Consider the following 14,566-nt stretch of genomic DNA (forward strand, 5'->3'; position numbering starts at 1 on the left):
CCGTGGGAATCCGTTCGCTGGGAACGCGTTTGGCCGTGCCCCTGATCGCAGCGGCGGTCGTACTCGCCGGGTGCGCCGGTGACGACACCGACACGTCGACGGGCGCCGCCGCCCAACTCGGCACCACCAACGACATCAACCCCCGTGATGTGAGCGAGCTGCGCGACGGTGGCAATCTACGGCTCGCGTTGAGTTCCCTGCCCGAGACCTGGAACGTGCTGCACACCGACGCGGACGGCGAGGTGGGCAGCCTGTTGCGGCCGCAGATGCCGCGCGCGTTCAGAACCGATGCGGCGGGCAACCTTTCGGTGGACACCAACTACTTCACCAGTATCGAGCTCACCGACACCGAGCCGCAGCGGGTCACCTACACCATCAACCCCGACGCGGTCTGGTCCGACGGCACCCCCATCACCTGGGAGGACCTCCGCTCCCAGGCGCAGGCCCTGAACGGGTCGAACCCGGCGTACCTCATCCGCATGAACTTCGGATTCGACCGCGTGGAGAAGGTGGAACGCGGCGTCGACGACCGGCAGGCGGTCATCACGTTCAAGGAGCACTGGGCCGACTGGAAGGGACAGTTCGCCGGGGAGGGGTTCCTGTTCCCGAAGACCGTCACCGAGACGCCGGAGGCATTCAACGAGAGCCTGCGTGACGGGATCACGCTGACCGCCGGACCGTTCACCCTGCAGTCGGTGGACCGCGCCCTGCAACGCATCGTGCTGGCCCGTAATCCGAAGTGGTGGGGGGACACACCCAAGCTCGACACCATGACCTTCAGCGTGCTCGCCGACGACGCGATGCTGCCCGCGCTCCAGAACAACGAGATCGACGCGATCGGCCTCGCGACCCGCGACGATATGAAGATCGCCCAGAACACTCCGGGTGTCGCCATCCGCCGGGCCCCGGGTGCGAGTTGGTCGCACGTGACCTTCAACGGCGCACCTGGTTCGATCCTCGAGGACGCCCGCGTGCGCGTCGCCATCTCCAAGGCGATCGACCGGCAGGGCATCGCGACCGCCCTGCAGAACGGTCTGGTCGAGAACCCGACACCGCTGGGCAATCACGTGTACGTGCAGGGCCAGGTGGGCTATCAGGACAACAGCCTCCCGTTCGATCCCGATGCCGCGGCACGGGAACTGGACGAGCTCGGCTGGACGCTCAACGGTGACGTCCGCGAGAAGGACGGCCGCAAACTGGTGATCCGCGATGTCATGTACAACTCCGACACCTGGGTCCAGATGGCCCAGATCATGCAGCAGAACCTGGCCCGCATCGGCGTGCAGCTGCTGATCGAGACCAAGCCCGGCCAGGGGCTGTTCACCGACGTGATCCGGCCCGGCAATTTCGATATGGCGCACTGGGTGTGGTCCAGTGACGTGTTCGCGTTGAAGAACCTGCCGCAGGTCTACCGGTACGACCCCGATGATCTGCAGGGCAATTACGGCCGCATCGGTTCCCAGGAGATCAACGACCTCATCGATCGGGCGCTGGCCGAACTGGATCCGCAGCAGGCAATCGACCTGGCGAACGAGATCGACCGCAAACTGTGGGAGATCGGCTTCTCACTGCCGCTCACGCAGTCGGCCGGCAATGTGGCGGTGCGGGCGGATCTCGCCAACTACGGGGCGACGGGACTGGCCTCCTACGACTACACCAAGATCGGTTTCCTGAAGTGATCCGGCAGTTCCCCCAACGGAAGGAGCGATCGATGCGGTTGCGCTCGATAGGCTTGCGACTCGCGGTACCCCTGGTGGCCGTCGCCGTGGCGGCCACCGGCTGCGCGGGCGGCGATGACGGCGCGCCCGAAGGGGCGGTCGCCGAACTCGGCACCACCAACGACATCAATCCGCACCCGGTGAGCGATCTGCGCGACGGGGGGAATCTGCGGCTCGCGGTGAGCGCCATTCCGGAGAACTGGAACGCGCTGTCCAACGACGGTAACGACGCCGAGATCGCGGCCGTTCTACGTCCGATGATGCCGCGCGCCTTCAGCACCGATGCGGCGGGTGAACTTTCGGTCAACACCGACTACTTCACCAGCGTCGAGTTGACCAGCACCGAACCGCAGCAGGTGACCTACACCATCAACCCCGAGGCCGTCTGGTCCGATGGCAGCCCCATCACCTGGGAGGACATCCGCTCCCAGGCCGAAGCCATGAGCGGGAAGAACAAGGAGTTCCTGATCGCCGCGCCGGGTGGCTTCGATCGGGTCGAGAAGGTCGAGCGCGGCGTCGACGACCGCCAGGCCGTCATCACCTTCGCCAAGCATTACGGCGAGTGGCAGGGCCAGTTCGCGGGGAACAGCTTCCTGTATCCGAAGTCGGTCACCGAAACCCCGGAGGCGTTCAACAAGAGCCTCATGGACGGCATCACCCTGACCGCCGGACCGTTCCGGGTGCAGTCCGTCGACCGTGCCGTCAAACGCATCGTCCTGGACCACAGCCCCACCTGGTGGGGTGACAAGCCCAAGCTCGACACCATCACCTTCAGTGTGCTCGACAGCGCGGCACGGCTTCCGGCGTTGCAGAACAACGAGATCGACGCGACGGGCATCGCCGACCGCGACGAACTCAAGACGGCGCAGAACACGCCGGGCGTGGCGATCCGCCGTGCTCCCGGCAATTCGTGGACCCACCTGACCTTCAACGGCGCGCCCGGCTCGATTCTCGAGGATCCGAAACTGCGCGTGGCGATCGCCAAGGCCATCGACCGGCAGGGCATCGCGACGGCCATCCTCAACGGACTCGTCGAGAACCCCAAGCCGCTCGACAATCACGTCTATCTGGTCGGGCAGAAGGGCTACCAGGACAACGCCCTGCCCTTCGACCCGGCCGCGGCGGCTCAGGAACTCGACGCGCTCGGCTGGAAGCTCAACGGCGAATTCCGGGAGAAGGACGGCCGCGTCCTGGAAATCCGCGATGTCATGTACAACGCCGACACCTGGGTGCAGGTGGCACAGATCATTCAGCAGAACCTCGCTGCCGTCGGCGTCAAGCTCACCATCGACACCAAGCCCGGCCAGGGCTTCTTCACCGATGTGATCCAGCCGGGCAATTTCGACGTCGGCCAGTGGGCTTGGGTGGGCGATCCGTTCCCGTTCAGCAGCCTGCCGCAGATCTACGGGTATTACCCGGACAATCTGCAGGGCAACTACGGGCGCATCGGCTCCCCCGAACTCAACGATCTGATCGAGCAGACCCTGTCGGAACTCGATCCGGAGAAGGCCGTCGAACTGGCCAACCGGGTCGACCGGATGGTCTTCGACGAGGGCCATTCGCTGCCGCTGTGGCAGTCGCCGGGCAATGTCGCGGTGCGTGACAATCTCGCCAATTACGGCGCCCCCGGCCTGGCCTCCTACGACTACACGAAAATCGGCTTCTTGAAGTGAGGTTCCGGGGCCACCCGCTGGCCTATCCGGTAGTGGTGACGATCGGCGCCCTGGCGATGTGCTTCGCCTGGGCGCCGTTCGGCGATATGGAGCTACGCGGGCTGCTGGCCGCGTTGGTGCTGATCATTCTGGGCTACACCGGATTCCGGGTCGGCTACGCGCTGCGGGGCACGGGCGGGGTCTATGCCGGAATGACCGCGCGGCGAATTCGCCAACAGTTCCGGTTGGTGAGCCGGTCGTGGTTGGAGTGCACGACAGACGGGCGAACGCTGTGGGTGCCGGTCTATTTCGATCCGGCGCTGCTGATGCTGACGCGTGCTCGGGTCGACATTGCCGGGCGGGCAATCCATATCGACGGGTTCCGGGTGTATCCCGCTGGGCGGAGCCGAGATTCGGAGCCGGTGGGGCGACTCGTCGACAATCCCTCGCGGCCGGATCCGGACGCCGGCGAACTCGCCGCCACCGCCACCCGCTGGCGTCGCCGCCTGCTGCTCGACGCGCAGTCGGCCGTGGTGGCTCCGTTCGTCGGGCTGTTCTGGGTGTATGTGGCGGGCGGCGGGACGCTGGCGTTCGTGGCCGTCACGGTGGTGGCGGGGACAACGGTGACCTGGCTGAATGCGGTGCGGGGGTCGGATCCGAGTTGAGGGGTCAGTGGGGGGTGGGGGGTGGGACGTGCGGCCAGGGGGGTTGGCGGGTGGAGCCGTAGCGGGTGAATTCGGTGGGGTCGTGCGGGAATCCGGCGGTGTGGAGGAGTTCGCGCAGTTCGGTGAGGTGTTCGGGGCGCATGGGTTTGCGGACGCAGGCGGCGCCCAGGGAGGCGACTTCGCCGCGGACGTAGACGCGGGCGTCGTAGAGTGATTCGCCCAGGGCGGGACCGGCGTCACCGCACACCACCAGGCGGCCCGCCTGTGCCATGAGGGCGCTCATGGGGCCGCTGTCGCCGCCGACCACGATGTCGACGCCCTTCATCGAGATGCCGCAGCGCGCACCGGCATTGCCCTCGATGACCAGCAGGCCGCCGTGCGCGGTCGCACCCGCGGACTGGGCGGCGTCGCCGCGCACCCGGACCAGGCCCGACATCATGTTCTCCGCCACCCCGACATCGGCGTCGCCGTTCACGGTGATGGCGGCATGCTGGTTCATGCCCGCGCAGTAGTAGCCGACGGAACCGTCGATGGTGACGGCCATCTCGCGATACAGGCCGCAGGCCAGGGCGTGCGCGCCGCCCGGGTTGGCGACCAGCACGCCCTGAGGTGCGCTCGGCGACATGAGCAGTGCGTTGACCGCCCGCGTGCCGAGCGTGGCGAGATCGAGGGTGGTGTCGGCCGGATCCATGACAACGGTGTTCACTGTTGCCGCCCGACATACACCTTCCGCTTCGGCAACGACGGTGAGCCCGTCCCCTCGGGCGGCGCAGGGGAGGGGCGGCGGGCTACTGCTGGGTGCGGCGGGCGGCCTTCTCGGCGGCTTCCGCCGCGTCCATGGCGTTCGCCTCTTCGAGAGTCGGTGCGCTGCCGCCCAATCGGGCGGGCACCCAGTAGGCACCGGGTTCGTGCACGTAGTCCCGCTGCACGTCCAGCAGCATCTCCTGCATGGTCGATCGCAGGGTGGCGGTCAGCTCCGCGGCCGGCTCGAACGGTGCGATGGGCTCGCCCACCTTGATGGAGATGGGAGTGTTGGTGCGGCCCAGGCGCTTCGGGTGCCCCTTGGTCCACACCCGCTGCGCACCCCAGATCACGATCGGGATGATCGGCACTCCGGCCTCGATGGCCATGCGCGCCGCACCCGACTTGAAATCCTTGATCTCGAAGCTGCGGGAAATGGTGGCCTCCGGATACACCCCGACCAGTTCTCCGGCCTTCAGCCGCTGCACCGCCTCGTGGTAGGAGTCCGCGCCCGCCGACCGGTCCACCGGAATGTGCTTGAGCGCCCGCATGATCGGCCCGGAGATGGAATTGTCGAAGACTTCCTGCTTCGCCATGAACCGGATGTAGCGCTTGGGCGTGCGCGCGGGCAGTCCGGCGTAGGTGAAATCCATATAGCCGGTGTGGTTGATGGCGATGACCGCACCGCCCTCGGCGGGAATGTGCTCGTCGCCGGTGACGGTGAACTTCAGGCCCTGCAGTGCGAACACGGTGCGGGCCAGCCCGATGATCGGGAAGTAGACGGGTTCCACAGTTCAGCTAGCGTAGTCGCTGCCGGAGCTGGTACCAGTGACCCAGGCAACATCGATCGTCGGCTGTGACACCAGGACGGCCGCGGGGACACGAAAGAGGTTCGCAGGAGTGGGAAACGCCCGAACATCGCTGCGTGACTACTGCCGCAGGGGGCTGCCGGAGCTCGGGGCGCGACGGCGGGGAATCCTGGTCGGCGGATTGGCGGTGGCGTCGGCGGCGGTGCTCGCGGGCTGCGATTCCGTCTCGGGCATACCCGGGGACGATGGCGCACCCGCCAGCCCGGCCCAGGTCACCACCACGACCGCGGCCACCACGACGACCAGCGGCGACACGCCCGGGAATGCGGCGGCGGAGAATCCCGACGGCACCGCGGCCGTCGGGGCCTGGGTGGCGGACCTGCGGGCCGGGGATGTCGACGCGATCACGGAGAAGTGCTGGACCATCGCGCCGTCGAACGCGGCGGCCATGTACGCCGAGCCGGAATCGATCCTCGCGGCGCTCGAGAACCCGCCGGTACGTGGCGAATCCGGGATGATCTGGAGCGGAGCGGCGGTCACCGTGGTGGCCTCGGATCGCACCCTCGCCGGCGATTACGCGTGCCCGCGCGTCTACCGCAGCGGCAACGACCTCGGATTCGACACCGAGCTCGGATTCAACGGCGCGGACGCGCGGCACACCGTGCGCCGCTATCTGGCGCGATTCACCGGCGAACCCCTCGATCCCGCGGATCAGGAGGGCGCGTACCCGCTGGTCTGCGCCGCGACGCCGGGCAGCTGGGATCCCGAACAGACCGGTCAGGCGACTACGCCGCCGCTGGCGCTGAACCCCGGACAGCTCACCGGCGTGACGTCCTTCATAGATCAGTCCATCGAGTCCGCGTGGCCCGACGGCGGCTACATCACGGTGTCCGTGCCGGTCACCAATGCGGCCGGTGTCCAGCAGAAACGGACATTCACCCTGAAGTCCGGCGACGAGGGTTACTGCATCGGCGACGTTTCTCCCTAACCAGTACGCTGGGTGGCTGGTAACGGTCAGGGAGGAAGAAGCTCGTGCAGATCACCAGCGTCGGACACGCCGGATTCCACATCCGAACCGCGGCGGGGACGATCCTCTGCGATCCATGGGTGAACCCGGCGTACTTCGGTTCGTGGTTCCCGTTTCCGGACAACACCCGGTTGGACTGGGACGAACTGGGCAACTGCGATTTCCTCTACGTCTCGCACCTGCACCGCGACCACTTCGACGCTCAGCTGCTCACCGACAAGGTGAACAAGGACGCCACCGTCCTGCTGCCCGACTACCCGGTGCCGGACCTCAAGCGCGAACTCGAGAAGCTCGGCTTCCACACGTTCGTGGAGACCGAGGACTCGGTCAAGCACACCGTCACCGGCCCGAACGGCGGCGAGCTGGACGTCATGATCATCGCGCTGCGCGCGCCCGCCGACGGGCCCATCGGCGACTCCGGCCTGGTCGTCTCCGACGGTGAGACCGTCTGCTTCAACATGAACGACGCCCGGCCCGTCGATATGGACGTGCTGCACGAGCAGTTCGGGCATGTGGACATCCACCTGCTGCAGTACTCCGGGGCCATCTGGTACCCGATGGTGTACGACATCCCGACCCGCACCAAGGCCAACTTCGGCAAGCAGAAGCGGCAGCGCGGCATGGACCGGGCCCGCTCCTACATCGAACAGGTCGGCGCGACCTGGGTGGTGCCCTCGGCTGGACCGCCGGTCTTCCTCGACGACGAGCTGCGCTACCTCAACGACGACCGCGGCGACGAGGGCAATATCTTCCCGGACCAGATGGTGTTCCTGGAGCAGATGGAGATCCACGGCAACACCGGCGGCATCCTCATGATCCCGGGCTCCACCGTGGAGCTGCGCGGCAAGGATCTGCTCGAGCTGAGCCACCCGGTCGCGCCGGAGACCATCTACGGTGACAAGGCCGCCTACATCGAGGATATGGCGCAGCGCATGGCGCCCGTGCTGGCCGCCGAAAAGGCTTCCTGGGCAACCGGAGACGAGCCGCTGCTACCGCGGTTGAAGGAACTCTTCGAGCCGATCATGGCGCAGAGCGACCTCATCTGCGACGGCATCGGCTACCCGGTCAGCCTGGTGCTGGGCGAGGAGACCGTGGTGCTGGACTTCCCGCGGCGCGTGGTGCGCGAGCCCATCGAGGGAGAAGGCAAGCACCGCTACGGCTTCCGCATCGACCCACAACTGGTGCGCACCGTGCTGCGCGACAACGAACCCGACTGGGTGAACACCATCTTCCTGTCGACGCGCTTCACTACCTGGCGCATCGGCGGCTACAACGAATTCCTGTACACCTTCTTCAAGTGCCTCACCGACGAGCGCATCGCCTACGCCGACGGCTGGTTCGCCGAGGCGCACGACGACTCCGCCTCCACCGAACTCGACGGCTGGGAAGTACAGCGCCGCTGCCCCCACCTGAAAGCCGACCTCTCCAAATTCGGCGTGGTGGAGGGCAACACCCTCACCTGCAACCTCCACGGCTGGCAGTGGGACCTCGAATCCGGCCGCTGCAAAACCTCCAAGGGCCACGAACTCCGCTCTCGCAAGCTCTGATTCGCCGAGGGGGAACTGGTGGCGGCGGCTTCTCGCACGATGCCGCCACCGATTCCCCCTGACCGAACGGTCTCCTAGGTGGGGGTGCGCGCCGCGAGGGTGACGGCGACGAAGGTGAGGGCGCAGCCCAGGACGGCGGTGGCGGAGAGGCCGGGGCCGGTGGGGACCGCGACGTCGAGGACCAGGGACATGAGCAGCTGTCCGGCCACCGAGGTGAGGCCGAGCAGGAGCACGCCGATCCAGCGCACCACGACCACGGCCAGCGCGATGAAGGCGACACCGATCACGCCGCCGACGTAGAGCCACGGCTCGGTGGGAAACCCGGTGGGCCAACCGGTTCCGGCCAGCAGCACCGCTTCGACGAGGACCAGTCCGGCGGTGCCGGTCAGGAAGTTCGCGAGTGTCGCCGTCGGCGGTCCGCCCACGGCACCGACCCGACCGTTCACCGCCTGCTGCCACGCCACCCCGAAACCCGCCAGCAGCGGCAGCGCGATCAACAGCAGGTGCGGGCCGCCGCGCAGGGATTCCGGCACCGACAGCGCGCCGTCACTGCCGCCGTCGCGCCCCGCCACCGACAGCAGTACCGCCGCCAGCGCCAGTCCCGCACCTCCGGCCCGCAGCGCGGTCACCGGGGTCCGCCCGGCGGGTCCGATACCGAAGCGGTCCACCGCCAGACTGCTCACCAACTGCCCGGCCACCACCGCCACCGTGAACGCCGTGACCCCGATGGCGGCAACCGTGAGCCCCTGGCAGGCGACGAAGAACGCCCCGCACAGCCCGCCCAGCAACTGCCACCACCGCAGCCCGCCGCTCACCAGCGCCCGCCGCACCTCCCCGACTCCCGCCCGCAGCCGACCGCTCAGCGCGAACGCCACCCCGAGCACCACCAGCCCGGTCCCGAAACTGATCACCGCGGCGGCGACCCCATCCCCCAGCCGCTCCCCCAACTCCCCATTGATCCGCGCCTGCCCCGCCACCGCCGCGCCGATACTCCCCCCGCACACCAACCCGATCCGCCGCCGCATCCCCATTCGCCCGATTGTGCCCGCAACGCCCGGGACAACAATTCGTGGCCTGGGCGATCCGATCGAAGTCGCGATCGCAATGAACGACCGGGCCGATGGAACTCCGCCGTCGCGGCGATGAGGAGATCCGCGATGCCCACGGCGCGCTGGTGACCACGCACGACAAGCTCACGCTGGAATTCCGGCCGCCGACCGGTGCGACATGCTTCGTCACCGAGCATCGTGCGGTTCTCCGACCGCGCGCGGTGGGAGCCAGGCGGGGACCAGGAGGGCGGTGACGAGGATCGGGAGGCCGAGCAGGGCGACGATGGGCGGGATGGGGAGCCAGAGCGAGGCCAGGGCCACGAAGGCGAAGACGGCCAGCGAGAAGACCTCCTCCAGCAGGCCCGATACCGAGGTCACCGTCGCTCGGGCCGGACCCTCGATGGCGTCCTGGAGACGGGCGGCCGCCACCACGCCCGCGTTGTAGACGATGCCGTAGGCGATGCCGATGGCCGTGAAACCCGCGATGGTCAGCGGGTATACGGCCTCGGGGCGATACGCGGCCAGACCCGGCAGCAGTGCGCCGCCGATGAACAGGACGCCGCCGACGGCCAGAGCGATGGCCATGGTGCGGGCGCGGACGGCCTCGGTGCGACCGGCGAGCGTGGCACCGAGCAGAGCGCCGACCACCGTCAGGCCGACCAAGAGCGCCGTAGCCCACGGGGGTACGCCAGCATCGTCGGCGAGCAGGGCGAAGTACTCGTCGAAAGCGGTCATGCCGTAGAGCAGCGCACCCAGGTACAGGGCATGGCGCACCGGCCTGACCCGCACCGCCTCACCGAGTCCGGTGCGGAGCATGAAGATGTAGCGGCCGAAGACCGATGCGGGTGCGGCCGGAGGCTTCCCGGCAGCGGACATCCTGGCCGCGAGCGGCGGTGCGCCACAGACCGGTACGTCGGCGACGCTTCGCGCCCCGACAGCGTCGGTCGCTGCGGCAACCTCGTTTCGCACGGCCGGAGTGGTGGCACCGACCACGCCGGATTGCGGGGCTGAGCCGGACTGCGCGACCGAGCCAGACTGCGGGGCCGAGCCTGGCGCCCGCACCGGGCCCGGCAAGACGGCCGAACCAGACACAGCCGGTACAGGCGACCCAGCCGGAACCGACAGCGCAGCGGGATCCGACAACGCAGCCGGGACAGGCAACCCAGGCGGACCAGACAGCGCAGCAGGACCCGACAACGCAGCTGGGTTGGGTGACGGCGTGCGGTGGTGGGGCGTGCTGCCGGAGTCGTCGGCGTGCGGCTGCGGCGGTGCGGTGGGTTCTTCCGCGTCCGCCAGGTCTTGGGCCTGCTCGGCGGTGACGGTTTTCGGGGCGGTGGGCAGGGTGAGGGCCAGGGCGGTGTGCAGGGCCGCGATGGCGACGCTGGACCAGCCGACCAGAGCGTAGCCGCCCCACGCGTAGAGGGGCGCGGCGGCCAGGATGCCCACCAGGGCGGCCGTCTCCGAGGCGGCGCGGGTGTAGCCCATGATGCGGGCGTAGTCGGCGGTCTCACCGCGAGCGGCGAGTTCGTCGTAGAGCAGGGCCTCGAAGGTGCCCGACAGCAGTGCACCCGAGGTGCCCCACAGCACGAAGCCGAGGGCGAAACCGAGATAGGACGGAAAGACCGTCCACATGCCGAAACCGGCCACCAGCAGCAGACCGCTGACAATGAGCAGACCCCGGCGCGAGACCGTGTCGGCCCACGCGCCCGAAGGCACCTCCAACAGGAAGGCGGTCGCCGACCAGATGGCGAGCAGCCCGGAAATCTGCGCGGTGGACAGCCCGTGATCAGCGAAGATCAGGGCATAGAGCGCGAAAAGCGGAATGAGATCGGCGGAGCCGCGGAACAGCACCGCACGCACCGCGAGTCCACAACCCGGGACACCGGCGCGCGCTGAGCTGGCGACTCAACTGGCATAGACGAGCAAACGCATGTGCTCAGCGTTGCCCGCCACCCACGCCCTCGTCAAGCGGATTATCCACCGGAACCCAGCCGTTGCCGGGCTCCACGCCCGCGCCCACCAGCCCGCTGCGCTCGTTCAGATCATTGATCAGCTCGGCCACCGGCTGCGAATCGCTGTAGTGATACCCCTGCGCCAGCGCGAAACCGAGTTCGGTCAGCACCGCCGCCTGATATTCGGTCTCCACACCCTCGGCGATCACCTGCAGATCCAGCGATTTGCTCAGCGCCGCGATCACACCCAGCAGCGGCGGCGCGGGGGAATCGGAGCGAATGGCGGCCACGAAGGACTGGTCCACCTTGAGAATGTCGCTGGGCAGTGTGGCCAGGCGACTCAGCGACGAATAGCCGGTGCCGAAATCATCGATGGCGATCCGCACCCCGCGCTCACGCAGCGCGTGCAGATTCGCGATGGCCGTCTCGGATTCCGCCGCCAATTCGCTCTCGGTCACCTCGAGCACCAATTGATCGGCGGGCCAGCCGGTGTCGGCGAGAATCCCGGACACCCGCTCCGCGTACTCGCCCTGCGCCAGTTCCAGGCCGCTCACATTCACGTTCAGCGTCAGGTCCAGCTGCGCGAACGTCTCCTGTAGCCGCGCCGCGTCCGCGCACGCCCGGCGCAGCACCAGCTCGTCCAGATCGGAGATGAGGTCGTACTCCTCCGCCACCCGGATCAGGCCCTCGGTGGTGACCTCCGGCTGCGCATGCGACGACCAGCGCAGCAGCGCTTCCACGCCAACGGCTTTCGCGCCGCCCTCGCCCAGGGTGACGATCGGCTGGTACTGCACGTCCAGCGCGCCGCGGTCGATGGCCTCGCGCAGCTCCACCGCCAGCGGCAGCTGCCGCGACGATTCCAGCACCGTGCGATTGCGGCCCGCCTGCTTGGCCCGGTACAGGCCCACATCCGCGCGGCTCACCAGCAGCGACCCGGATTCGCCCGGCTGCCAGGAGGTGACGCCCGCCGAACAGCCGGTGGTCACCGCCGCGCGCAGCTGCTCGGTGAGCAGGATCGCGGCCTGCTCGGTGGTGTTCGGCAGCAGCAGCGCGAACGCGTCACCGCCGTAGCGGGCCAACCGCTGATCGGGGGCCAGCAGCTTGGACCAGGTATCGCCCACGCGTTGCAGTACGGCGTCGCCGGCGCGATGCCCGAGATGGTCGTTGATCTTCTGGAAGCGGTCGAGATCCACCAGCACCAGCGCCAGCCCCTGACCGGTCCTACCCGCCTGCGCGATGGCCACATTCAGGGCGCGGTCGAATCCGCGCCGATTCAGCAGACCCGTCAGCACATCGATATCCGCGTCCGCGGCCATCCGGGTGAGAATGCCGACCACGATGCCGACACCCACCGTGATACCCGCCGGAATGAATCCGGACCACCAGGGCAACCCGCGCGAGGGCACCACCCACAGGCAGGCCACCACCGCGAAAGTCAGATGTGCGGCCAGCCAGCGCCAGCTGAAGAATATGGCGGCATCGCAGGCGACGAAAACATAGAACGCCGCCAAGGTGATCGCGCCGACGGTATTCGGAAACCAGTGCACCGCAATGGTCACCAGCACCGTCGCCACACCCACATACACGTGATGCGCGGAATGCGGCATCCGCGGACCCCAGATGAGCAGACTGATTCCGAGCAGCAGCGCCATGAACGCCGCACTGCCCACCAGCGGCCGATTGCCCTCATCACCGGGAGCGATGGCAGTGATCATCAGACCCAGGACCCCGCCCATGACGTAGAACGCCCCGGTGGTCCGAGCCATGACCATCGCTGTCGCCAGCGCCGATGCGGTCCGCACCCGCGTTCGGGTATCGCCGCGAGACCCGATTCCTCGCACGATGCATAGCCTAGACACAGTCGTGACCTGTAGTAGACACAACCGGCCGAATCGACACGCGGATGCGCGAACCGGTGGTTACCGTGCGGGTTCGGCGAATCAGCGCGACGGCGTCAGCACCTCGGTTCCGACGAACGGGACCAGCGCGGCGGGCACCCGGACCGAACCATCGGCCTGCTGATGATTCTCCAGAATCGCGACGATCCAGCGCGTGGTCGCCAGGGTGCCGTTCAACGTGGCGGCGATCTGCGGCTTGTTGTTCTCGTCGCGATAACGCACATTCAGCCGCCGCGCCTGGAATGTGGTGCAATTCGAGGTCGAGGTGAGTTCGCGATAGGTGCCCTGGCTCGGCACCCACGCCTCGCAGTCGTATTTGCGCGCGGCCGAGCTGCCCAGATCACCGGCCGCCACATCGATCACGCGATACGGCACCTCGATGGCGGCCAGCATTTCCTGTTCCCAGGCCAGCAGCCGCTTGTGCTCGGCGTCGGCGTCCTCCGGCTTGGCGTAGACGAACATCTCCACCTTGTCGAACTGGTGCACGCGGATGATGCCGCGGGTGTCCTTGCCGTAGCTGCCCGCCTCCCGGCGGAAGCACGACGACCATCCCGCGTAGCGCTTCGGGCCCGCGCTCAGATCCAGGATCTCGCCCTGGTGGTACCCGGCGAGCGGCACCTCCGAGGTGCCGACCAGGTACAGGTCGTCCTCCTCGAGGTGGTAGACCTCGGCGGCGTGCTGGCCCAGGAAACCGGTGCCCTGCATGACCTCCGGGCGCACCAGCACCGGCGGGATCATCATGCTGAAACCGTTGGCGGTGGCCCGCTGCGCGGCCAGCTGGAGCAGGCCGAGCTGCAACAGGGCGCCGTAGCCGGTGAGGAAGTAGAAGCGCGCACCCGACACCTTCGCGCCGCGCTCCATGTCGATCAGGCCCAGCGCCTCGCCGAGTGCCAGGTGGTCTTTCACCTCGAAATCGAACTCGCGCGGGGTGCCGATGGTGTCGAGCACGATGTAGTCGTCCTCGCCGCCCGCGGGCGCGCCCTCCTGCACCACATTCGACAGTGCCCGCTGCGCGGCCTCGAGTTCGGCGTCGGCGGCGTGCTCGGCCGCCTCCGCCTCCTTCACCTTCGCCGAGAGCTCCTGCCCGTGCGCCAGCAGCGCGGGACGCTCGTCCGGGGACGCCTTGCCGACCTTCTTGCCCAGCGCCTTCTGCTCGGCGCGCAGACCGTCCGCGGCGGCGACGGCGGCACGCCGGGCCGCGTCGGCCGCCAGCAGGGCATCCACCAGGGCCGGGTCCTCACCGCGCGCCCGCTGCGAGGCGCGGACGACATCGGGATTCTCCCGCAGGAATCGAAGGTCGATCATAGGTAGAGCGTAAAGGGCGGGGTCCACCTGATGCTGCGCCGCCTCCCCGGGACTTCGGCGCGCGGTTGGGTGCCGTCGACCGTCGTGCACGCGTGCCGCCGATCAAATGCCGAGCTGTGCCGCCTCCCCGGAACTTCAGCGCGCGGCTGAGTGCCGTCGTCCCCGTGCACGCGTGCCGCCGGTCGGGTGCCGAACCGATTCTG

General features: G+C 68.3%; 11 protein-coding genes. 5 read left to right on the plus strand and 6 right to left on the minus strand.

The window, feature by feature from the left end; genetic code table 11:
* Nucleotides 1-2: 2 nt before the first annotated feature.
* From FOH10_RS30920 to FOH10_RS30930, 3 genes are read left to right on the plus strand one after another with little or no spacing between them, the layout of a single operon-like run.
* Nucleotides 3-1,679, plus strand: a complete 1,677-nt coding sequence (locus FOH10_RS30920; RefSeq protein WP_143983319.1) for an ABC transporter family substrate-binding protein — start codon at nt 3-5, stop codon at nt 1,677-1,679.
* 32 nt (nt 1,680-1,711) lie between these two features.
* A complete protein-coding gene (locus tag FOH10_RS30925; RefSeq protein WP_143983320.1) occupies nt 1,712-3,391 on the plus strand; it encodes an ABC transporter family substrate-binding protein in 1,680 nt (559 codons plus the stop codon).
* A complete protein-coding gene (locus FOH10_RS30930) occupies nt 3,388-4,035 on the plus strand; it encodes a hypothetical protein (RefSeq protein ID WP_244961447.1) in 648 nt (215 codons plus the stop codon). Before FOH10_RS30925 ends, FOH10_RS30930 begins: the two co-directional genes overlap by 4 nt.
* 4 nt (nt 4,036-4,039) lie before the next feature.
* Here the strand turns inward: FOH10_RS30930 and FOH10_RS30935 are convergent, their stop codons facing one another.
* Nucleotides 4,040-4,726: a GltB/FmdC/FwdC-like GXGXG domain-containing protein gene (locus FOH10_RS30935; RefSeq protein WP_051036597.1), complete on the minus strand. Its 687-nt coding sequence runs from the start codon at nt 4,724-4,726 to the stop codon at nt 4,040-4,042.
* 97 nt (nt 4,727-4,823) lie between these two features.
* Nucleotides 4,824-5,567, minus strand: a complete 744-nt coding sequence (locus tag FOH10_RS30940; protein WP_029930455.1) for a lysophospholipid acyltransferase family protein — start codon at nt 5,565-5,567, stop codon at nt 4,824-4,826.
* 109 nt (nt 5,568-5,676) lie between these two features.
* Between FOH10_RS30940 and FOH10_RS30945 the strand changes: the two genes are divergently transcribed.
* Nucleotides 5,677-6,573, plus strand: a complete 897-nt coding sequence (locus FOH10_RS30945) for a hypothetical protein (protein WP_143983321.1) — start codon at nt 5,677-5,679, stop codon at nt 6,571-6,573.
* A gap of 44 nt (nt 6,574-6,617) precedes the next feature.
* Nucleotides 6,618-8,159: a Rieske 2Fe-2S domain-containing protein gene (locus FOH10_RS30950; RefSeq protein WP_143983322.1), complete on the plus strand. Its 1,542-nt coding sequence runs from the start codon at nt 6,618-6,620 to the stop codon at nt 8,157-8,159.
* A 74-nt stretch (nt 8,160-8,233) separates the two neighbouring features.
* Here FOH10_RS30950 and FOH10_RS30955 read toward each other — a convergent pair whose 3' ends face one another.
* The 4 genes from FOH10_RS30955 to serS form a co-directional block, all read right to left on the minus strand.
* Complete coding sequence (locus FOH10_RS30955) at nt 8,234-9,190, minus strand: DMT family transporter (protein ID WP_143983323.1); 957 nt, start codon at nt 9,188-9,190, stop codon at nt 8,234-8,236.
* Between the two features lie 204 nt (nt 9,191-9,394).
* Nucleotides 9,395-11,068 carry an MFS transporter gene (locus tag FOH10_RS30960; RefSeq protein WP_244961448.1) on the minus strand — a complete coding sequence of 558 codons (1,674 nt, stop codon included), beginning with the start codon at nt 11,066-11,068 and terminating at the stop codon, nt 9,395-9,397.
* 76 nt (nt 11,069-11,144) lie between these two features.
* Complete coding sequence (locus FOH10_RS30965; RefSeq protein WP_228807443.1) at nt 11,145-12,926, minus strand: putative bifunctional diguanylate cyclase/phosphodiesterase; 1,782 nt, start codon at nt 12,924-12,926, stop codon at nt 11,145-11,147.
* A gap of 174 nt (nt 12,927-13,100) precedes the next feature.
* Nucleotides 13,101-14,363, minus strand: coding sequence for a serine--tRNA ligase (gene serS / locus FOH10_RS30970; protein WP_143983324.1), 1,263 nt, complete (start codon nt 14,361-14,363; stop codon nt 13,101-13,103).
* Nucleotides 14,364-14,566 lie beyond the last annotated feature (203 nt).

The organism is Nocardia otitidiscaviarum (assembly GCF_007362295.1).
Classification (GTDB): domain Bacteria; phylum Actinomycetota; class Actinomycetes; order Mycobacteriales; family Mycobacteriaceae; genus Nocardia; species Nocardia otitidiscaviarum.